The following is a 19,818-nucleotide window of genomic DNA, read 5'->3' as shown; positions in this document are numbered from 1 at the left end:
CAACCTTGACCGTCTTTTCCAACCCCCGAATAGCTGGATTGTCCGATTTAATGGTTAATGGTCGCTTTACTGAAGAACAAATACGTTGAGAGCATGGCGAAAACGCATATCGAATCCAGTGTTTTGTGACATGGTCAACGGGTTGTTAACAGCAGGATTAAGGCTTTTTTTCAAATGAATCCACCCCTCAAAAGTCTAAAAGTTACTACAAAGTGGGACAAGCAAGACGGAACTGGATCAATTGCCAACCGACTCTTAAGGTTTAGCTCCTTTATCGAGGGCCTCTGATTCGCCCTCCAAACTTCAATATTCTGGTGCCAAAATGCGTTCAAAAATCAATAAATACTCGCTTGATACCGTGGTCACGGCTCCCTCCAAATCGGGCAGCACTGCTGCCGTGAAAGCCGATCAGGCTGCGCTCGGCCTGCTGCCTGAATGGAACCTTGCCGATCTCTATCCATCCACGGAAAGCAGCGAGCTCAAGGCCGATCTCAAAAAGGCCGACGAACTCGCCGCCAAATTCGAGCTGCGCTGGAAGGGTAATCTCGCCTCCGAGGCGGCCAAACCGAAGGGCGGAGAGTTTGCTCAATCTATCCGGGAATTCGAAGCGCTCGAGGAACTGATCGGCAAGATCGTCTCCTTCGCCGGGCTGGTCTATGCCGGCGACACGTCCGATCCCAAGCGCGCCAAGCTTTACGGCGATATCCAGCAGAAGATGACCGATGCGAGCACGCATCTGATCTTCTACAGCCTCGAACTCAACCGCATCGATGATGCGATCATTGAAAAAGCCATGGCCGAAAACCCGACCATCGCCCACTATCGCCCATGGCTGGTGGACCTGCGCAAGGACAAGCCCTACCAGCTCGACGACAAGATCGAGCAGCTTTTCCACGAAAAGTCGATTACCGGACGTGGCGCCTGGAACCGTCTGTTTGACGAAACCATGACGGCGCTGCGCTTTGAAGTGAATGGCGAGGAACTGGCGCTCGAGCCGACTTTGAACCTCTTGCAGGATGCCGATGCATCCCAGCGTAAAGCCGGTTTTGAAGCACTGGCCAAGACCTTCAGGGAAAACCTGCGCGTTTTCACGCTCATCACCAATACGCTGGCCAAGGACAAGGAAATCTCCGATCGCTGGCGTGGCTTTGAGGACATCGCTGATAGCCGCCACTTGGCCAACCGCGTCGAGCGCGAGGTGGTCGACGCACTTTCCGAAGCCGTGCAGGCCGCCTATCCGCGCTTGTCGCATCGATATTATGCGCTCAAGGCCAAATGGCTTGGCCTTGAATACCTGAACAACTGGGACCGCAATGCTCCCCTGCCCGAAACGCCGCAGGCGATCATTTCATGGACGGACGCGCGCGAAACCGTGCTTTCCGCCTATAATGGCTTTGCGCCGGAAATGGCCGAAATCGCCAAGGCGTTCTTCGACAAAAACTGGATCGACGCGCCGACCCGCCCCGGCAAATCGCCCGGCGCCTTCGCCCATCCGACCGTTCCCTCGGTGCATCCCTATGTGCTTCTGAACTACATGGGCAAGCCGCGCGATGTGATGACCCTCGCGCACGAACTTGGCCACGGCGTGCATCAGGTGCTTGCCGGCGATCAGGGCGCGCTCATGGCCTCGACGCCATTGACCCTCGCTGAAACTGCTTCCGTCTTCGGCGAAATGCTCACCTTCCAATCTCTGCTCGAAAAGACCCGCGACAAGCGCGAGCGCAAGGCCATGCTGGCGCAAAAGGCCGAAGACATGATCAACACGGTCGTACGGCAGATCGCATTCTACCAGTTCGAGCGCCGGGTTCACGCCGAGCGCAACAACGGTGAACTCACCTCGGACCGTATCGGCGAGATCTGGCTGGATGTGCAGAAGGAAAGCCTCGGACCAGCGGTGCATTTCGGTCCAGGCTACGAAACCTTCTGGACCTATATCCCGCATTTCGTCCACTCGCCATTCTATGTCTACGCCTATGCCTTTGGCGATTGCCTGGTGAACTCGCTCTATGCGGTCTATCAGAATGCCGAAGCGGGATTCCAGGAGAAGTATTTCGACATGTTGAAGGCCGGCGGCACCAAGCATCATTCTGAATTGCTTGCGCCCTTCGGCCTCGATGCGACGGACCCCGCCTTCTGGCAAAAGGGCCTTTCCGTTATCGAGGGGATCATCGACGAGCTGGAGGCGATGGACGCCGCATAATGACGACTCCCGCCCCCGTGCACACGCCCTATGATGGCTCGGCGCAACCCTTCACCATAGGGTTGCAGCAGCTCGACCTGAAAGACTGGATCGAGATCGACAGCAATCTTCTCGCCTATCTCGCTGAGAAAGAACGGCTTTTTGCACTCTACGGCGACAGGATTTTTGTCGAGGAGCCCGGAACAGAAGCTGCCCAGAAGGAAGTGCTGGAACTTCTCAGCACCCATCTCGTCGAGCACTATCCTGATATCTATTCCAGCGACGGCGGGAACGTCAAAATTGCGGGATGGAACAAACCCATATCGCTCGGCGAAACCGGTATCCCCACCCTGCATCGCGCCGCCAGCCTGGTTCAGGAAGACCTTGTGTTGATGCGCAAAGACGAGACCCGGGGCTGGCATCTCGCCGCCGCGTCGTTATCGTTTCCGTCCTCCTGGACGCTTCTGGAAAAGTTCGGCCGCTCGATGGATGATATCCACGCCCCCGTGCCCGATTTTGGCGCAGGCACCCGCAATGCCGGGCTGATCACCCGCATGTTCGACAATCTGCGCCCGGATCGCTCGGTTCAGCGGATGAATTGGTCGCTGCAGCCCGACGGCAATCTCTATCATCCGCTCGCCAGTCACCAGAAGGGCGCGCGCTACACCGACGAGGATATTGCAGCCCAAAGCTATGTTCGCGTCGAGCGGCAGACGCTGCGCAAATTACCTCTCTCCGGCGATATTCTTTTCACCATCCGCATTTATCTCGATCCTATAAGTGCCCTCAAGAAACACCCCGAATGCCGTAATTTAGCGGAAGCTTTTGCGCGCCAGCTCGAAGCGCTAAATCCTGCGCAACTGCACTACAAAGGTATTATGACAATCCGCGACCGGCTTATCGACGCACTGAAACGGCTATAGCCGCGTTTTAATTAACAGTAGTTCGGAATTTCACCATAAAAGAGCAACTGGTTGTTTGCTCTTTGTCATGTCTATGCTCTATGGTTTCTTTGAAGCGGATTTTAGTCCGCCGCCCTCATTGATGGAGATCAAAATTAGGAGCAACAAACAAATGGCGAAGGCTCAATGGCCTGTACATGGAGAAATTACCGGTCCGATCGTGATGATTGGTTTCGGGTCCATCGGACGGGGTACCCTGCCCCTCATCGAACGCCACTTCAAATACGATAAATCCCGCCTGATCGTTATCGATCCCAGCGATGCCAACAAGAAACTGCTCGACGAGCGCGGCATCCGCTTCATTCAGGAAGCCGTCACAAAAGAAAATTACAAGACGCTGCTCAAGCCGCTTCTCACCGAAGGCGGCGGACAAGGCTTCTGCGTCAATCTTTCCGTCGATACCTCCTCGGTCGATATTCTACGCCTGTGCCGCAAAGTCGGCGCGCTCTATATCGATACGGTCATTGAACCTTGGCCGGGCTTCTATTATGCCAACGACCTCGATAATGCCGACCGCACCAATTACGCCCTGCGCCAGACTCTGCTCGCCGAGAAGAAGAAGCATCCAGGCGGTCCGACTGCGGTTTCGTGCTGCGGCGCCAACCCCGGCATGGTCTCTTGGTTCGTCAAGCAGGCTGTACTTGACCTTGCCAGAGACCTGAACGTCGACCACAAAGAGCCCGCCCGCACGGATCGCGAGAGCTGGGCGCGCCTGATGGACAAGGTCGGCGTCAAGGGCATCCATATTGCCGAGCGCGATACGCAGCGCGCCGGCGAGCCGAAGCCTTTTGGCGCCTTCTGGAACACGTGGTCTGTCGAAGGTTTCATTTCAGAAGGCCTGCAGCCGGCCGAACTCGGCTGGGGCACCCACGAAAAGTGGATGCCGAAAAATGCCCGCAAGCAGAAGAGGGGCAACAAGGCCGCGATCTTTCTCGAGCAGCCCGGCGCCGATACCCGCATCCGCACATGGTGCCCGACCGAGGGTGCACAGTTCGGCCTGCTGGTCACGCACAATGAGGCAATCTCGATCGCGGATTTCTTCACGGTGTTCGACAAGAAGGGCAAGGCCGCCTACCGGCTCACATGCCACTACGCCTATCACCCCGCCAACGTAGCGACACTATCGCTCGATGAGATGTTCGGTGCAGCAGGCCAGCCTCAGGCGATCCAGCATGTGCTCGACGAATCCGAGATCGTCGACGGCGCGGATGAACTTGGCGTGCTGCTCTATGGCCACGACAAGAATGCCTACTGGTATGGTTCGCAGTTGACGATCGAGGAAGCACGCAAGCTTGCTCCCTATCAGAACGCGACAGGCCTGCAGGTCTCGTCGGCGGTCATGGCGGGCATGGTCTGGGCGCTGGAAAACCCGGATGCCGGTATCGTCGAAACCGACGAGATGGATTTCCGCCGCTGCCTTGAAGTCCAGACACCCTATCTCGGCCCGCTCAAAGGCCACTATACCGACTGGACTCCCCTGGAGAACCGGCCGGGCCTGTTCAAGGAAAACCTGGATCTTGAGGACCCCTGGCAGTTCCGCAACATCCTGGTGCGGTAATAGCAGCAGCGATGAGCTACACAAGGAAACGGCAGCCCCTTCGGCTGCCGTTTCATCTTAAGGGCCATCCCTCAATTTGCTCTAGTGGGCCGGAGTCCTGCCACCTTTTCGCATTTCATCGATTTTCTTCTGAAATTCCACGCGGCGTTGTTGAGACTTTTTAACGTCATATATGGCATATATCCAAGCGCCACCGCCGACGGCGAGACAGATGACGAAAGAGTAGATTGCATATTGAAGCATCAGATCAGCTCTTTCCTCAAAACATACCGACCCAGATTATGTAACGCCAAGGATAGCACGAACCAGTTGCACGTCGCAAACATCAGCAATATTGTGGAGGCAATTCCTGGCCAGACACACGTCCGGGTCGGTCCGCCCATACGGCTAAAGGATTGCCAGTGCACTAGCGTAATTCGGCTCCATCGCCTGGATATGCACCTGAAGCAGCTCGCGTAAAGTCGAGATATCTTGCCGTTTGACCGCCTCCGCCATCTGCTGATGTTCTTCGAAGGTTTTCTGCCGATGTAGTCCAAGCTGCTCGGAAAGATGGGCGCGAAGTGCCGCGATGCGACCAGCGGCGATTTCGAAGGCTTCGGTGAACAGGGGGTTGCCGCAGTGTTCGAATATGGCATCGTGGAAGCGGGTATCGGCCTCGGCATAGGCCAACGCATCGTCGGCAGCGCGGGCTTTCTCCATCGCGGCTATCGCATCCATCATCGCGCTGTGCAGCGCCTTGGGCGCCCGCTCAACGGCCAAGCCAGCCGCCAACATCTCGAGATGGAGGCGATATTCCACGAGTGAATGAAGCTCCTCGCGATTCGGCTTGAAGACGAAGCTGCCACGGCGGGCCAGGATGACAATCAGTCCTTGCAATTGCAGAATCGTCAACGCTTCGCGTACAGGCGTCCGGCTGACATCCATGGCGGCGGCGATCTTTTCCTCCGAAAGGGCCTCACCGAGAGACAGTTCACGATTGAGAATCGACGCCTTGAGTTTGTCGGCCACGATGGCAGCAAGCGACTGCTGCCGGCTGATCGGGCTCTTCTTCATCGGATTGATGTTCTTGTTGGCCTTGATGCCTGCGTGTTCCTGTTCGCTCATGGTTTTGTTGTACCCTAAATACCGCGGGCGTCCAGACCGTCAATTCGTCAGTCCTAGTTTAGCGGCATCGACCTCTCCACGATCGATGCCGGACGATAATCTGTGTTTCCCTTTTCCAGATACACCAGCGTTTTGATCGGATTTACCTCCAAACCTGTCCACGATGCTTGTCAAATGAGGTACTGTATGTCAACACTATCGCAGAAGGCGGTATGGAGTGCGGGCACGTATGCGACCGCTGGCAACGCCCCATAGACATCAATCAAAGGACTAAATGCATGAACAGGCTGTATTCGCTTTCGTACATGACGCTCGAGACCAGCCCGCCGAAGATGATCGAATTCGCTGCCGAGGCAGGATACGATCTGGCCGGCATCCGCATGATGCCTACTCTGCCGGGAGGCCAAGCCTTTCCGTTGATGAACGATCCAGCCATGCTTCGCGAAACGCTGATGCGCATCGACGATACAGGCGTCAAGGTGCTGGATGTCGAGATTGCCCGCATTGATGGAGTGTCGGAGGTCGAGCTTTGGCTTCCCATGCTGGAAGCGTCGGCAAAGGTCGGTGCCCGGACCATCGTTGTAGCTGGCGACGATCCGGATGAGGCGCGGATGACAGAAACCTACGGCTTGCTTTGTGATGCAGCAGCGCCATTCGGCCTGACCATCAATCTCGAATTCACACCATGGACGACGCTGAACAATGCGGCCACGACCAGCCGTATCGTCTCCGAGGCCGCGCGCCCGAACGGCGAGATGCTGATCGACATTATCCACGTGGCACGGTCGAAGACAACACTCGCCGACATCCGCGCGATCGATCCCGCCCGCATGAGCTATTTCCAGATTTGTGATGCGCCGCCCGGAATTCCCACGACCAAGGAGGAACTGCTGTTCACCGCAAGGCAGGAGCGGCTTTTACCGGGCGAGGGCGGCGTCGATGTCGCCGGCATCATAGGCGCGCTGCCCGACAACTTGATCGTCAGTGTCGAGGTGCCGAGTCATTCCAGGCTTGCGACCGTGGGGCCGGCGGAGTGGAGCAGGCAGACGCTGGAAACCTCCCGGGCATACATGGACGAATTTGACGCTGCACGAACGACCCGGTCCACACGCGCTGCAGGTTGAAGCCGCCATATTGCGGGTCGCCCAGGCGGAAAAGAATGGAGGGAATGATGACTGCTTCACGGGCGGCGGCGATGCCGCCTTTCGACACGGCGTTGCTTGATCTGTTGATGCAGGAGAAGGGTCTTGACGTGCTTCTCGTGTCGTCGAAACACAATGTCCAGTACATGCTCGGCGGCTATCGTTTTTTCATGTTCGACTACATGGACGCGACCGGCCTCAGTCGCTATCTGCCGATCCTGATCTATCCCAGAGGTCGTCCCGATCTTGCCGCCTATATCGGCAATCCCAACGAAGGTTACGAGCGTGATCTCGGTCGTTTCTGGCCGGGCACCCTCGACCTGAACGCACGGGGATCGGTCGATTCGATGCAATACTGCCTCGAACGGATAGCAGCGTCCGGAATTCCGGTATCCACAATCGGAGTGGAACTGGGTTTCCTGCCGGCTGACGCATTTCAGGTCCTTCGCGCGGGTTTGCCGCATGCTGCGATTTCGGATTGCGTCGAAACTCTGGAATCGCTGCGGGCGGTGAAGACCCCAGCAGAACTCGATGATCTCCGGCAGGCATCGGAGCGCGTGGTCGACGCCATTACGGCGACGTTTTCCCGGATAGAACCCGGCCAGACCAAGCACGATGTCGTCGAGATACTGCGCCGGGAGGAAGTGCAGCGCGATCTGGTGTTCGAATATTGCCTGATTACGGCGGGGACGAGCCTCAACCGTGCCCCCTCGAATCAACGTTTGCAGGAAGGCGATATCATATCGCTCGATTCGGGCGGAAACTATCGCGGCTACATTGGCGATCTTTGTCGCATGGGCATCCTCGGCCGGCCTTCGCCGGAGCTAGAGGATGCGCTGGCAGTCATCGAAGAGGTACAGCAAGCAGCCAGACGACCGATACGCAGTGGGGCCATCGGCCAGGACATCTTCGCGGCAACCGCGCCGCTCCTGTCAGCGAAACGGGACGGACGCATGAGTTTCGTTGCACATGGGATGGGGCTGGTTTCCCATGAGGCACCGCGGCTTCTCGATGACGGGCCGATCCCGTATCCAGCGACGCATCGTGGTCTGGCGCTTGAGACGGGAATGGTGTTGTCGATCGAAACGACCTGGCAGCATCCGCGGCTCGGCTTCATAAAGCTGGAGGATACGGTTGCGGTAACGGCAGACGGTTGCGAAGCCTTCGGCGACGCGGGCAGGGGCTGGAACCGCTGCGGCCGTCGATGAAACGTAGTGGCCGCTCAGTCGAGAAGCGGCCCGATATGGTCCAGTGTCGGGCTGCGGGCGGCCCGGCTTCCCGAGCTTCGCGCAGGCTCTGTCCCTATGCCGTATCGCTTCGACATCATCAGAATATGCGTGCTGAGCAATTCGAGTGCCTTTACCATATCTCCGGCCTCCAGCATTGCGACGATGGCAAGATGCTCGCCACTCGCCTGTTTGCGCGTTGGGAGCGTCGAGCGGTGTGAGCGTAGTGCGGCTACTTTGCTCGATACCAGCCGGTAGGCATTGATGAGGTAGGGATTTCCGCAATGCTCGAGCGAAGCGTCGTGGAAGCGGCCGTCGGCGCGCGCGCTGTTCAGGTTGTCGCCGGCTTCACAGGCGGCGTTCATGTCGTCCGCTGCGGTACGCATGGCCGCCAGGGTTTCGTCGCGCCGGCTCTGCATTGCAAGACGCAGCGCCTCGATTTCAATCATCTTGCGGAATTCGCAGAGGTTCACCGTGTCCTCATGTGTCGGCAGGAAGACGAAGCTGCCTCTTTGGGGACGAACGTCGAGCAATCCTTCCTGTTCGAGCGTCGCAAAGGCCTCCTTGACCGGGCTTCTGCTGACGCCGAGCGTGGTAGCCAGCTTGTCTTCCGACAAGGCGTCGCCCAGTTCGATTTCACCATCGAGGATAGCCCGCCGCAATCTCTCGGTCACCCGAACGCCCAGCGAGGATCGTGGCCTTTGATCCATTCCTACGGTCCTCCCAATGTTCGCCGGTACCCATCCATCGTGCAGAAGAATGCTAGTCCTCTATGACGCAGGCCGCGACGAAAGCAATAGTCTTCAATAACTCCGTTGCCATCAGCTATCGAGCGCGTCAAGAAAACGGCGTGTGGCCGCCATGCCCTTTTCGGCCCGCTCGGCGAAACCTAACGTCGAATCGCCCTTGTGGGGTGTCTCGATGCTGATGGTAATGTCGCGGGGCAGGACGGACATCAGCTCGTTCAGCCACAGTCCGCCATCGCCTGGAAACATTCGCCCAGTTCTTGCTTCCGCGATACAGGCGGCATTATCGGCTGGCTGCCTCGCTGGAGCATCGCAGAGCTGAAGGTAAAGAACCTGGCCCGCTGGCAAAGCAGCGACATCGGCAGGACTTCCACCGGACCGCGACAGATGCAGGGCGTCGAGGAGAATCCCCACATTGTCGCGTCCCGATGCAGCGGCAAGGCGGGCCGCATCCTGGATCGTTGCGGTGGAGCGCCAGCGCATGAATTCGATGGCCATTTTCATGCCGTGCTGTGCTGCAGCGTCTGCGATCCGGCCAAGGTTGTCGCTCGCCCGGGAAAGGTCAGGGTCTTCGCAGGTGATCTGCATCACAGGCATGCCGAATTCAGCTGCTACCTCGATCACAGGCAACCAGCTTTCGACATCGGTCTCCGGTAGCAGCGTGAACACTTCGCCGTCGTAGAAGGATATCCCGAGATCGGCGGCCGTTGTTTTGATTTCTCGGATCAGAGGCGTGTTTCCGACGATAGGATGGGCGAGTTCCAGGCCATGCGGAGCGATGAGCCGCAGCCCAGCCATATCGTAGCCGGACTGGGCGGCTGCCTTCACGTGCTCAAGTGGCGGGCAGCCCTGTACAGTGAGGAAGGCGAGTGAAAGTGGATATTGCTTGTACATGTCAGGCCTCAATACGTCGCACGGCCGCCGGAGACGTCAAAGACTGCCCCCGTCGAGAACGAACATTCCTCCGAAGCCAGCCACGAGACGAGCGCTGCGACCTCATCGGCCTGGCCCAGCCGGCCGACAGGAATTTTCGCGGTCACATAGGCCCGGAATTCCGGCGTCAGCTGGTTCATCATCTCGGTTTCGATTGCCGCAGGCGTGACGCAGTTCACCCGGATCTCGGTGGTCGCGAGCTCCTTGCCCACCGATTTGGTCAGGGCGATGACGCCTCCCTTGGATGCGGAATAGGCCACTGCATTGGGATTGCCCTCCTTGCCGGCGATCGAGGCGATGTTGACGATTCGGCCATAGCCGGTCTTCAGCATTTCGCGGACCGCTGCCTGGCAGCAGATAAAAACCGCGTCGAGGTTGAGCGACATGACAAACCGCCAGCCGTCCAACGGGTATTTCGCGAAGCTTTCGACTGGGCCGTTATGCCCTGCACCGGTGACGAGAATGCCAAGCGGCCCCATGTCGGCCACGACATCTTTCATTGCCGCATCGACGGCCGCTGCGTCCGTCACGTCGACGACATAACCTTTCGCGCCCGGCAGTTTCGCCGCCGCTTCCTCGACGCTCTCGCGATTGATATCCCAAAGGGCGACCTTGTGGCCCTTGGCTGCCAGACGTGCTGCGATCGGAAATCCGAGACCGCCTGCTCCTCCCGTTACGACTGCAACGCGTGGTGTTTCTTTTTCCGTCATTTGGTCTCCCAATCTTGTCCCTGCACGTCTGTTTGGCAAAAAGTGGCGCTTGACATTTGCAACATACTAACATTCTAGTAGCCTACATGGGTCGGAAACGACCTGCTTGTCAAGCGGGAGCAGCAACGGACAGGCGAATGGGAGGAGAAAAAGAATGGGACTGAAGGGCTCTGCCTTTCTCGTTATGTGGCATGACATCGCCGAGGGCGCTGTTGGCGACTACATTGAGTGGCATACGCGCGAACATATGCCGGAACGCTTGTCCATCCCTGGTTTTACCACGGGCAAGCGTTTGCACGCGCCCAATGCGTCCCGCTACGCCTTCGGTACGATCTATGCAGGCGAAAGCCTCGAAACCTTCCGATCGCCCGATTATCTCGAGCGCCTCAACAACCCGACGTCGTGGACGGCCACTATCGCGCCGAGCTTCCAGAATTTCCTGCGCGTTGCCTGCGAGACGATCGCGACAGCCGGCAATGGCGATGGCGGCAGCATGGCGACGATCCGCGTCGACCTCGCAGGCGACGATGGCGAAAAGCAGTTGAAGGAAAAGGCGCAGTTGCTTGCCGAAGCCATTCTGGCCGTGCGTGGCGTCTCCAGCGTTCACATCGGTGTTTCCCGCACCGAGGTTTCCAGCGTGCGCACACGCGAAACCGAGTTGCGCAAGGACATGCGCGAGACTGGATTTGATGTCGTGATCCTGATCGAGGGCTCGTCCAGCCCAGGTTTGCAATCCGCCTTGCCCGAGGTCGAGCGGCTGGCGCTTGCCGGCGGCGTTTTAGCCGGCCCTGTCAGCAATATCTATGAAACGGCATTTTCCCTCACGGCAGAAGACATGAGGGCTCGCTCATGACACGGATATTAGTCACCGGCGGTGCGGGTTTCCTGGGCGGCTGGATCCTCAAGGCGCTGACCGCGCAGGGCCATGCGGTCCGCATTTTCGACCGCGCGACCGATCGCCGTATCCTGCGGGAGATCGCCGGCGAACAGGCTGATCGCGTCGAGTGGTTCCAAGGCGACATCACCGATGGAGATGCTCTGAACGAGGCGGCGCGTGACTGTTCGTCTATCATTCACCTGGCGGCCTTGCTGACCCCGCCTTGCAAGAACGATCCCGTTCTTGGCGCCAAGGTCAATCTGATCGGGACGCTGAACGTCTTCGAAGCAGCTAAGACCAATGGAATCCGGCGTGTTGCGTATGCGAGCAGTGCGGCGGTGTTCGGTCCCGATGACGGCGCCACGCCCTATCCAGTTACGCAATATGGAGCTTTCAAGCTCGCCTGTGAAGGCAGCGCGCGCGCCTATTGGCATGATGCCGGCATTGCCAGCATCGGTCTGCGCCCGACAGTCGTTTATGGCCCCGGCCGCGAGGTCGGGCTTACGGCCGGCCCAACGATCGCCTGCCGCGAAGCAGTTGCGGGCAATGCCTATACGATCGGCTATTCCGGTCCGCAGGATCTGGTTTTTGTTGCAGACGTGGCGGCTGCCTTTGCCGCAGCGGCAACGCGGCCATTTGAAGGCGCCCACGCGGTTTCACTGGGCGGCGCTACAGAAGATGTGCCCGATGTGATCGCCGCGATCGTGGCGGAGGTTCCAGAAGCAAGGATCGATTTCGCCGGAGCGGCCGTTCCGATGGCGTCAAACATCGCTCCGACCGACAATCGCACGCTGCTTGGAGCAATGCCTTTTACGCCATTGCGCGAAGGCATTTCGCATACTGTTTCCCATTACCGGTCGATGGCAGCGAGGTCCTGATGTCCATGCGGAGCAAGATATCGCAGTATGATCCCGGTCGTCGTCTTGAGGCGGTGGGGCACGTAGGTGAACCCGAGGGCCGAAACAGAAATATCAAGATCGAGCGGGTCGACGCTCCGGAAAACGCCTTTGGCGACGCCAAATGGCTAAAGAGGAGTTTTGCCACTCCAAAAAATTTGACCAACGGCAACAAGAGGAGGACTTTTCATGTTGGGTAATTTTTCATTTCGGACCACTGCACTTGCGATGGTGGCGGGTGTCACCATGGCGCTCGCTGCGTCCAACGCCCATGCGCAGGCGCTGGAAAAGATCAAGGAAGCCGGCGTCATCCGCGTCGGCGTCATGGGTGAACAGGCGCCCTGGGGCTCCATCGATGCCGGCGGCCAAAACATCGGCTACGATGTAGACGTGGCGAAGCTCATCGGGGAAGAAATGGGCGTGAAGGTCGAATTCGTACCGAACGCCGTTGCTGCCCGTATTCCAAACCTTTTGACCGGCAAGGTCGACCTGCAGATGGCCGTCATGGGCATGTATCCCGATCGCGCCAAGGCAGTACAATTCACAAAGCCCTATGCCGGCTTGAAGATCATTCTTCTGTCCAGCGCAAAGAACAAGATCACGACCATTCAGGACGCCAAGGACCTTCGTATCGGCGTGCCACGTGGGGCGGCGCAGGACAAGGCGATTACGGCAGCGCTCGGTGACGTTCCGAACATCCGCCGCTTCGACGATGACAGCTCCAATATGCAGGCGCTTGTATCCGGCCAGGTCGATGCAATCGGCGGCAACACCACCTACAAGATCAACCTGGACAAAGCTGCTCCCGGAAACGATTTCGAGCAGAAGGTCGTTTTCAACGAGCAATGGATGGGCGTCACGACCAAGCTCGGCGACAAGGAAATCAATGACTGGCTCAACCAGTTCATCGACAAGATCCGCGCTGACGGCCGCCTGGCGGCCATCAATAAAAAGTGGCTCGGTGAGGACTTGCCGAACTTCCCTGAAAAGCTCGAGGGTGTTCCGTTCACCGTACAATAACGGCTGCAACGATCTTCATTGACGTGATGACGCAATGGGAGCGCGGCCGTTCTACGCAGCCGCGCTTCCGATCAGCCGCAGGGAACTTTGATATGCGTAATATTTTCATTCTGAATGGGCCGAATCTCAACCTTCTCGGTGAGCGCGAGCCCGATATATATGGCCATACCACACTGGACGATATCCGCAGCTGGTGCATGGCGGATGCGGCCGAGCTCGGACTGACCATCGACTTTCGGCAGTCGAACTTTGAAGGCGAAATCATCGAGTCGATCCATTCGGCCCGTCATGAGGCGGCCGGGATCATCATCAATCCGGCCGGTTTTAGCTTTTCGTCGATTGCCATCCTCGATGCATTGAAGACCTTCACCGGTCCAAAGATCGAGCTGCATATTTCCAACATACATCAGCGCGAAGCGATCTATCACAAGTCGCTCGTATCGACGACTGCGACGGCTGTGATGGCCGGCTTCGGTGCCTACGGTTACCGGCTCGCTTTGCGCGCCATAGCGGAGATGACAACATGACACGCATTGCCCTGATGGGTGCCGGCCTCATCGGCCGCGAGCATGCCGAACTGCTGGTATCGAATTCGACCGCGCAGATTGCAGCGATCTGTGATCCGTCGCCGGAAGCGGCGCAGCTGGCTGCTCGCCTGTCCGTTCCCCATTGGGTCGACTACAACACGATGCTGGACGAAGCCAAACCTGACGGCGCGATCATAGCGCTGCCGAACCGCCTCCATGCGCCGGCGGCACTGGCCTGCATCGAGCGTGGCGTGCCCAGCTTGATCGAGAAGCCGATTGCGGAAAGCCTTTCGGCTGCTGCCCGCATCGTCGAGGCTTCCGAACGGTCAGGCGTCCCGGTTCTGGTTGGCCATCAGCGTCGCCATAGTCCAGATATCCGCGCGGCGAAACGCGCGATCGACGCGGGTGAACTGGGACCGCTCGTTGCCGTCAACGGCATGACGCTGTTCGACAAGCCAGACGATTATTTCAATACGGAATGGCGAAAGAAGATCGGCGGCGGAGTGCTTCTCATCAACCTGATTCACGACATCGACGTCCTTCGGTATCTGGTTGGCGAGATCGAAAGCATCCGCGCTTTCACCTCGTCCGCGCGGCGCGGATTCGAGGTCGAGGATACGGCCAGTATCTCGATCCGCTTCGTCAACGGCGTCCTTGGCACATTCCTGATTTCGGACGGAGCGGTCAGCCCCTGGGCCTGGGAATATACATCCGGCCAAGCGCTCTATCATCCGACGCAGCCCGGACCGTGCCTGTTCCTGGCAGGACGCAAGGCGGCTCTTTCGGTCTCCGACATGTATCTCTGGCGTCATGCCAACGAGAACGATCACTGGCAGCATCCACTGGTTCGCGAACACCGCCCGGGCGATGGATCTCTGACCTATGTGAATCAGCTCGACCATTTCGTCGCTGTCATTCGCGGTGAGGCGAAACCGCTCATCACCGCCCGCGATGGCATGTCGACGCTTGCCGCGACCCTTGCGGTCGATGTTGCAGCTCGCGAGGACCGAACGGTGACGCTGTCAGAAATGCTGGCTGAGGGCAGGGCCGCGGCATGACGAGGAAGCTGTCACCAGCCGGCCGGATTGTCGCCGGCGTTTGGGCGGAACGGGCGAAGCAGGCCTCGTTGAATGTCTTGAAACCCGTATTTGCCGAGCGCGCCTGATGAGCGATCTGATGACCAAGACAATTCAAGGCGAAACGGTACCGGTGCTCGGCTTCGGCACATTCGAGCTGAAGGGCCCAGAAGGCGAGGCGGCGATCCGCACAGCGATCGAACTCGGCTATCGCCAGATCGATACGGCGATCCGCTACGGCAACGAGGTAGACGTCGGCCGCGCCGTCCGGACCAGCGGCGTGCCAAGAAATGAACTCTTTGTCACGACCAAGATCTGGTTCGACGACCTGGCGCCGGAAACCGTCGCACGCCGTGTCGATGAAAGCCTCGACAGGCTCGGCTTCGATCAGGTCGAGCTGCTTCTGGTTCACTGGCCCGCCAAGGACATTCCACTCGGCGAGACACTTGCCGCATTCGCCGACGCGAAGGCGCAAGGAAAAACCCGGCTGATCGGTGTCAGCAATTTTACCGTCGCTCTTTTGGACGAAGCACTCGACGTGCACAAGGCAGAGCTGTTCTGCAATCAGGTCGAGTATCATCCGTTTCTGTCGCAAGAGAAATTGCTCGCGCGGATGCGCCAGGCCGACATGCTGCTGAATGCCTATCAGCCGATAGCGCGCGGCAAGGTCTTTGCGTCGGATCTCCTCAATGATCTTGGCCGCAGATACGGCAAGTCGGCGAGCCAGATCACACTGCGATGGCATATCCAGCAGAAGAATGTCGGGGCGATTCCGCGCTCTTCCAAGCTTGAGAACATTATCGCCAATCGGGACCTTTTCGATTTCGAACTATCGCCCGAGGATATGGCCGCCATCCACGGCCTTGCTCGTGGCGAACGTTATACCCGCTTCGATTGGGAACCCGATTGGGACTGAGGCGCAACGCAGGGAGGTAGAGAATGACACTTGATTTCAGCGTGGTCACCGATGCGTGGCAAAGTTTGGCGTTCGGGGCGTTAGGAACCCTGTTCCTCGCCATCGCCGGCATGTCCATCGCCACAGTCATCGGTGTGCTGGGCGTTGCGATCCTCAGAGCCCAGATGCGCGTGCCGTCCTTTCTGGTCACGGCGTTTGTCGAGGTTATCCGCAATACCCCGTTCCTGGTCCAGATTTACTTCATTTTCTTCGCCCTGCCTCTGGCTGGCGTCAGGCTCAACCCTACCATCACCGCCATTCTCGCCCTCGGCTTGAACGGCGGCGCCTACGCCATAGAAATCATTCGTGGTGGCGTCGAAAGCATTCCCACGGGGCAAACGGAAGCTGGACTCGCACTCGGTCTGCACAAACATGAAGTCTTCCGCTTCATCGTTCTGAAGCCCGCAATTCGCGCGATCTATCCGTCGTTGTCCAGCCAGTTCATCCTTCTAACGTTGACAACCTCGATTTGCACTTCGATCTCCGCCTATGAGCTTACGTCCGTCGGACAGCGTATCGAGGCGGAGACCTTCCGCAGTTTTGAAACCTATTTCACGCTGACCGGAATCTATCTGGTGATCTCGCTGGCCACGATGTGGCTCCTGGCTGAAATAGGCCGCCGCGCCTTCAATTACCCGCAACGTTGAGGAGGACGAAATGGGACCGCAAGAGTTTGCCTACCTGTTACAAGGCCTCGCCTGGACGCTTGTTCTGACAGCTATGGGATTTGTTGGCGGAATCGCCTTCGGCATCATCGTGGCGCTTATGCGCGTATCGCAGGTGACGTGGATCCGCATGATCGCGATCGGCTGGATCGGACTTTTCCAGGGCACGCCGCTGCTGATGCAGCTGTTCGTCGCGTATTTCGGCCTGCCGTTGCTCGGCTTCAACCTACCGGCCTGGGCCGCCGTCGGCATCGCGCTTACCGCCCACGCCTCGGCTTTCCTCGGTGATATCTGGCGCGGCGCAATACAGGCAGTTCCGAGGGGGCAGACGGAGGCAGCCATGGCACTTGGCCTTCATACCCGCAGCCTCATGATCGACGTGATCATGCCGCAGGCATTCAAGCTCTCTCTTCCAGCGACGGTTGGCTTCCTGGTGCAACTCCTGAAGGGGACTTCGCTTGCGGCGATTGTCGGCTTCATCGAATTGACCCGGGCGGGATCGATCGTCTCCAATCAGATTTACAGGCCGCTTCTCGTCTTTGGAGTTGTGGGCGCGATGTATTTCGCCATGTGCTGGCCCCTCTCGCTCTGGGGTCGAAACATTGAGCGGCGCATGTCAGCCGGCGCCTCCAGGTAGAAAGGAACAGAACCGTGACACATCCGAACGAGACCATCACGTCCCGCCAACAGAACGACGCTCAGCCCATGGTAATGATGCGAGACGTGGAAAAATATTACGGCACTTTTCACGCGCTCAAGAACATCAATCTGACGGTTGCAAAAGGTGAGAAGATCGTGCTTTGCGGGCCATCCGGGTCAGGAAAGTCAACGTTGATCCGCTGCATCAATGCGCTGGAAGTCAGCCATGGCGGCGAGATCGTCGTGGCAGGACACAGCCTGCATAACGACCAAAAAGCCATTGATGCCGTGCGCCGCGTGGTCGGCATGGTGTTTCAGCAATTCAACCTGTTCCCGCACAAAACGGTTCTGGAAAACTGCATTCTCGCTCCGATGCGCGTGCGCAAACTGTCGCGCGCCGAAGCTGAAGCCACGGCCCGCAAATATCTTGAGCGGGTTCGCATCGGCGATCAGGCCGCCAAATACCCGGCGCAGCTTTCCGGCGGCCAGCAGCAGCGTGTGGCGATCGCCCGGGCGCTCTGCATGGAGCCAAAGGCCATGCTTTTCGATGAGCCGACCTCGGCACTTGATCCGGAAATGGTCAAGGAAGTTCTCGACACCATGGTGTCGCTCGCCCGCGACGGAATGACGATGATCTGTGTGACCCATGAAATGGGCTTTGCGCGACAGGTCGCCGATCGCGTGATCTTCATGGCCGACGGTGAGATTGTCGAAGAGAACGATCCCGAAAACTTCTTCCGTGCCCCCAAGCATCAACGCACACGGGCATTTTTGGGTGAAATTCTGGCTCATCACTGAGTATTCGCCGCCTGAAAACGCGGGAGGCAATGGCATGCACCGGACATTGAGCGAATCCAGTCAAACCTATGACGTGGCTGTCCTCGGGGCGGGCGCAGGAGGGCTGTCGGCGGCGATTTTCGCGGCGCTTGAAGGGGCACGAGTGCTTTTGGTCGAAAGATGCGCGCATCTTGGAGGCACGTCTGCCTTTTCCGCGGGAACGACATGGATTCCTCTGACACGCCATTCGACCGCGCTGGGGGCAGACGACAGCTATGAAAAAGCCTCGCGGTTTCTGGACCACGCCGTCGGAAATCAAAGTTCGGCCGCGCTTCGCGATACATTTCTTGCTGCCGGGCCGGGTGTTATCGATACTCTTGAAGACAAGACGGACGTAAAGTTTCGTGCTCGCCCCTTTCACCCGGATTACATGTACGAACTGGAGGGGGCTTCGAGTTTCGGACGGGCACTGGAGCCATTGCCGTTCGAGGCGGCGTCGCTTGGCGATGACCTGAAGCTGATCCGCCCGCCGATACCGGAATTCACTGTGCTCGGCGGCATGATGGTTGATCGCGATGACATCTCCCATCTGATGAAACTCGGGAAATCCCTGAGTTCGGCGAGCTATTCGGCGAAACTGATCGCCCGTTATTACCTCGGAAAGATGCGCCATGGTCGCGGCACCAGGCTCGTCATGGGCAATGCGTTGATCGGACGGATGCTGATGGCGGCCCTGAAACTCGACGTGACCATCCTGACGGAGACCGAAACGACCTCGCTTGTCATGAATGGGACGAGTGTGACCGGAGTGAGATTGCGGCAGAAGGGCATCGAGCGACAGATTGATGTTGCGGGCGGCGTCATCCTGGCATCCGGCGGCTTTGCCCAGCACAAGCGTCTGCGGCCGGAAAAGCTGCCGCATCCATTACCGGAATTCTCTCCGTCCGCTCCAGGCAGCACCGGCGCTTTGCATGACCTGGCCTTCGCTGTCGGAGCTTTCCATGGCGAGACTGCATCGCAGCCGTGCTTCTGGGCTCCGGTTTCCCGCCGCCGCCGCAAGGACGGATCCATGGCAGTCTTCCCGCATTTCGTCTTCGATCGCGCAAAGCCCGGTATCATTTCTGTCGGACGTGACGGTCGCCGGTTCGTCAATGAAAGCACGAGCTATCACCGTTTCGTCTCGGCCATGTACGCTGTCAACAACGGGGATAGCCACATGCCGGTCTACCTGGTTGCAGATGCGCGTGCGCTGAAGAGATATGGATTGGGCATGATCCGGCCGGGCGGTGCAGGTATCCGGCCTTTCCTGGCGGACGGTTATCTTAGCGAAGGAAAAACGCCGGAAGAGCTGGCCGCCAAGCTCGGCATCTATGCCGAAGGTCTCAAGGACAGCCTGGCGCGTATGAGTTCCTATGGGAAAACGGGTGTCGATGCCGATTTCGCGCGCGGCACGACGGTTTATGAAAGGGCTAATGGCGATCCGGCGCATGGCCCCAATCCCAGCCTTGGTGCGCTGGACACGCCTCCCTTTTACGCCATCCGGCTTTGGCCGGGTGACATCGGTTCGGCAACCGGTCTGGTGGGGGATGAGCATGGACGTCTTGTGCGCCGTGACGGGTCGGTAATCGAGGGCCTCTATGCCTGTGGCAACGACCTGCAGTCGATCATGGGTGGCGCGTATCCGGGGCCGGGAATCACCATCGGCCCGGCCATCGTGTTCGGCGCGTTGAGCGGGCGTCATTCGGCTCGGCGCAAGGTTGCATCAGGTTCCACCCGCCAAGGTTTTTCGCCCGAACGCACAATCGGGGTCCGGGCACACAGATAAG

At 58.6% G+C, this 19,818-nt stretch carries 19 protein-coding genes; 15 read left to right on the top strand and 4 right to left on the bottom strand.

From position 1 onward, the window contains the following. The first annotated feature begins 322 nt into the window (after positions 1 to 322). The 3 genes from PHA01_RS20730 to PHA01_RS20720 all read left to right on the top strand — a co-directional run bounded on the left by PHA01_RS20730 (position 323) and on the right by PHA01_RS20720 (position 4,699). A complete protein-coding gene (locus PHA01_RS20730) occupies positions 323 to 2,200 on the top strand; it encodes a M3 family oligoendopeptidase (RefSeq protein ID WP_271898242.1) in 1,878 nt (625 codons plus the stop codon). Further along, positions 2,200 to 3,102 carry a heme-dependent oxidative N-demethylase family protein gene (locus PHA01_RS20725; protein WP_271898241.1) on the top strand — a complete coding sequence of 301 codons (903 nt, stop codon included), beginning with the start codon at positions 2,200 to 2,202 and terminating at the stop codon, positions 3,100 to 3,102. Before PHA01_RS20730 ends, PHA01_RS20725 begins: the two co-directional genes overlap by 1 nt. 151 nt (positions 3,103 to 3,253) lie before the next feature. Then, entirely contained in the window at positions 3,254 to 4,699 is a 1,446-nt protein-coding gene (locus PHA01_RS20720; RefSeq protein ID WP_271898240.1) for a homospermidine synthase, read from the top strand. A gap of 387 nt (positions 4,700 to 5,086) precedes the next feature. Here the strand turns inward: PHA01_RS20720 and PHA01_RS20715 are convergent, their stop codons facing one another. Beyond that, positions 5,087 to 5,803 (bottom strand): GntR family transcriptional regulator, encoded by a 717-nt coding sequence (locus PHA01_RS20715; protein WP_271898239.1) that lies wholly within the window; start codon positions 5,801 to 5,803, stop codon positions 5,087 to 5,089. 278 nt (positions 5,804 to 6,081) lie between these two features. On the opposite strand from PHA01_RS20715, the gene PHA01_RS20710 reads away from it, so the two are divergent. After that, a complete protein-coding gene (locus PHA01_RS20710) occupies positions 6,082 to 6,927 on the top strand; it encodes a sugar phosphate isomerase/epimerase family protein (RefSeq protein ID WP_271898238.1) in 846 nt (281 codons plus the stop codon). 44 nt (positions 6,928 to 6,971) lie between these two features. Continuing rightward, the gene (locus PHA01_RS20705; protein ID WP_271898237.1) at positions 6,972 to 8,153 is read left to right on the top strand and encodes a M24 family metallopeptidase; all 1,182 of its coding nucleotides are present in this window, start codon (positions 6,972 to 6,974) and stop codon (positions 8,151 to 8,153) included. Positions 8,154 to 8,167: 14 nt separating this feature from the next. Here the strand turns inward: PHA01_RS20705 and PHA01_RS20700 are convergent, their stop codons facing one another. The 3 genes from PHA01_RS20700 to PHA01_RS20690 form a co-directional block, all read right to left on the bottom strand. After that, positions 8,168 to 8,881: a GntR family transcriptional regulator gene (locus tag PHA01_RS20700; RefSeq protein ID WP_224513805.1), complete on the bottom strand. Its 714-nt coding sequence runs from the start codon at positions 8,879 to 8,881 to the stop codon at positions 8,168 to 8,170. Between the two features lie 111 nt (positions 8,882 to 8,992). Next, complete coding sequence (locus PHA01_RS20695) at positions 8,993 to 9,811, bottom strand: sugar phosphate isomerase/epimerase family protein (RefSeq protein WP_271898236.1); 819 nt, start codon at positions 9,809 to 9,811, stop codon at positions 8,993 to 8,995. Between the two features lie 8 nt (positions 9,812 to 9,819). Then, entirely contained in the window at positions 9,820 to 10,560 is a 741-nt protein-coding gene (locus tag PHA01_RS20690) for an SDR family NAD(P)-dependent oxidoreductase (RefSeq protein ID WP_271898235.1), read from the bottom strand. 154 nt (positions 10,561 to 10,714) lie between these two features. On the opposite strand from PHA01_RS20690, the gene PHA01_RS20685 reads away from it, so the two are divergent. The 10 genes from PHA01_RS20685 (at position 10,715) to PHA01_RS20640 (ending at position 19,817) form a co-directional block, all read left to right on the top strand. Continuing rightward, a complete protein-coding gene (locus PHA01_RS20685; RefSeq protein WP_271898234.1) occupies positions 10,715 to 11,413 on the top strand; it encodes a hypothetical protein in 699 nt (232 codons plus the stop codon). Then, the gene (locus tag PHA01_RS20680; RefSeq protein ID WP_271898233.1) at positions 11,410 to 12,315 is read left to right on the top strand and encodes an NAD-dependent epimerase/dehydratase family protein; all 906 of its coding nucleotides are present in this window, start codon (positions 11,410 to 11,412) and stop codon (positions 12,313 to 12,315) included. The genes PHA01_RS20685 and PHA01_RS20680 overlap by 4 nt, the downstream gene beginning before the upstream one ends. 207 nt (positions 12,316 to 12,522) lie before the next feature. After that, positions 12,523 to 13,353, top strand: coding sequence for a transporter substrate-binding domain-containing protein (locus PHA01_RS20675; RefSeq protein WP_271898232.1), 831 nt, complete (start codon positions 12,523 to 12,525; stop codon positions 13,351 to 13,353). 92 nt (positions 13,354 to 13,445) lie between these two features. Then, positions 13,446 to 13,880: a type II 3-dehydroquinate dehydratase gene (locus tag PHA01_RS20670; RefSeq protein ID WP_271898231.1), complete on the top strand. Its 435-nt coding sequence runs from the start codon at positions 13,446 to 13,448 to the stop codon at positions 13,878 to 13,880. Then, positions 13,877 to 14,938 carry a Gfo/Idh/MocA family protein gene (locus tag PHA01_RS20665; RefSeq protein ID WP_271898230.1) on the top strand — a complete coding sequence of 354 codons (1,062 nt, stop codon included), beginning with the start codon at positions 13,877 to 13,879 and terminating at the stop codon, positions 14,936 to 14,938. Before PHA01_RS20670 ends, PHA01_RS20665 begins: the two co-directional genes overlap by 4 nt. Positions 14,939 to 15,056: 118 nt before the next feature. Continuing rightward, the gene (locus PHA01_RS20660) at positions 15,057 to 15,872 is read left to right on the top strand and encodes an aldo/keto reductase (protein WP_271898229.1); all 816 of its coding nucleotides are present in this window, start codon (positions 15,057 to 15,059) and stop codon (positions 15,870 to 15,872) included. Between the two features lie 23 nt (positions 15,873 to 15,895). Next, positions 15,896 to 16,558 carry an amino acid ABC transporter permease gene (locus PHA01_RS20655; RefSeq protein WP_112531664.1) on the top strand — a complete coding sequence of 221 codons (663 nt, stop codon included), beginning with the start codon at positions 15,896 to 15,898 and terminating at the stop codon, positions 16,556 to 16,558. A 10-nt stretch (positions 16,559 to 16,568) separates the two neighbouring features. Then, positions 16,569 to 17,213: an amino acid ABC transporter permease gene (locus PHA01_RS20650; protein ID WP_271898228.1), complete on the top strand. Its 645-nt coding sequence runs from the start codon at positions 16,569 to 16,571 to the stop codon at positions 17,211 to 17,213. Positions 17,214 to 17,290: 77 nt separating this feature from the next. After that, on the top strand, positions 17,291 to 18,013 hold the full coding sequence (locus PHA01_RS20645) for an amino acid ABC transporter ATP-binding protein (RefSeq protein WP_271898304.1): 723 nt from the start codon (positions 17,291 to 17,293) through the stop codon (positions 18,011 to 18,013). Positions 18,014 to 18,047: 34 nt separating this feature from the next. Continuing rightward, positions 18,048 to 19,817, top strand: a complete 1,770-nt coding sequence (locus PHA01_RS20640; protein ID WP_271898227.1) for an FAD-dependent oxidoreductase — start codon at positions 18,048 to 18,050, stop codon at positions 19,815 to 19,817. Position 19,818 lies beyond the last annotated feature (1 nt).

Origin of the sequence: Candidatus Phyllobacterium onerii (assembly GCF_028331445.1) — a bacterium.
GTDB classification, from domain to species: Bacteria; Pseudomonadota; Alphaproteobacteria; order Rhizobiales; family Rhizobiaceae; genus Phyllobacterium; species Phyllobacterium onerii.
This window is presented reverse-complemented; position numbering and strand designations above follow the sequence as displayed.

Excerpts from the sequence above, each read along its gene's own strand:
- PHA01_RS20730 (WP_271898242.1), top strand. The coding sequence starts at position 323 with ATGCGTTCAAAAATCAATAAATACTCGCTTGATACCGTGGTCACGGCT.
- PHA01_RS20725 (WP_271898241.1), top strand. The coding sequence starts at position 2,200 with ATGACGACTCCCGCCCCCGTGCACACGCCCTATGATGGCTCGGCGCAA.
- PHA01_RS20720 (WP_271898240.1), top strand. The coding sequence starts at position 3,254 with ATGGCGAAGGCTCAATGGCCTGTACATGGAGAAATTACCGGTCCGATC.
- PHA01_RS20715 (WP_271898239.1), bottom strand. The coding sequence starts at position 5,803 with ATGAGCGAACAGGAACACGCAGGCATCAAGGCCAACAAGAACATCAAT.
- PHA01_RS20710 (WP_271898238.1), top strand. The coding sequence starts at position 6,082 with ATGAACAGGCTGTATTCGCTTTCGTACATGACGCTCGAGACCAGCCCG.
- PHA01_RS20705 (WP_271898237.1), top strand. The coding sequence starts at position 6,972 with ATGATGACTGCTTCACGGGCGGCGGCGATGCCGCCTTTCGACACGGCG.
- PHA01_RS20700 (WP_224513805.1), bottom strand. The coding sequence starts at position 8,881 with ATGGATCAAAGGCCACGATCCTCGCTGGGCGTTCGGGTGACCGAGAGA.
- PHA01_RS20695 (WP_271898236.1), bottom strand. The coding sequence starts at position 9,811 with ATGTACAAGCAATATCCACTTTCACTCGCCTTCCTCACTGTACAGGGC.
- PHA01_RS20690 (WP_271898235.1), bottom strand. The coding sequence starts at position 10,560 with ATGACGGAAAAAGAAACACCACGCGTTGCAGTCGTAACGGGAGGAGCA.
- PHA01_RS20685 (WP_271898234.1), top strand. The coding sequence starts at position 10,715 with ATGGGACTGAAGGGCTCTGCCTTTCTCGTTATGTGGCATGACATCGCC.
- PHA01_RS20680 (WP_271898233.1), top strand. The coding sequence starts at position 11,410 with ATGACACGGATATTAGTCACCGGCGGTGCGGGTTTCCTGGGCGGCTGG.
- PHA01_RS20675 (WP_271898232.1), top strand. The coding sequence starts at position 12,523 with ATGTTGGGTAATTTTTCATTTCGGACCACTGCACTTGCGATGGTGGCG.
- PHA01_RS20670 (WP_271898231.1), top strand. The coding sequence starts at position 13,446 with ATGCGTAATATTTTCATTCTGAATGGGCCGAATCTCAACCTTCTCGGT.
- PHA01_RS20665 (WP_271898230.1), top strand. The coding sequence starts at position 13,877 with ATGACACGCATTGCCCTGATGGGTGCCGGCCTCATCGGCCGCGAGCAT.
- PHA01_RS20660 (WP_271898229.1), top strand. The coding sequence starts at position 15,057 with ATGACCAAGACAATTCAAGGCGAAACGGTACCGGTGCTCGGCTTCGGC.
- PHA01_RS20655 (WP_112531664.1), top strand. The coding sequence starts at position 15,896 with ATGACACTTGATTTCAGCGTGGTCACCGATGCGTGGCAAAGTTTGGCG.
- PHA01_RS20650 (WP_271898228.1), top strand. The coding sequence starts at position 16,569 with ATGGGACCGCAAGAGTTTGCCTACCTGTTACAAGGCCTCGCCTGGACG.
- PHA01_RS20645 (WP_271898304.1), top strand. The coding sequence starts at position 17,291 with ATGCGAGACGTGGAAAAATATTACGGCACTTTTCACGCGCTCAAGAAC.
- PHA01_RS20640 (WP_271898227.1), top strand. The coding sequence starts at position 18,048 with ATGCACCGGACATTGAGCGAATCCAGTCAAACCTATGACGTGGCTGTC.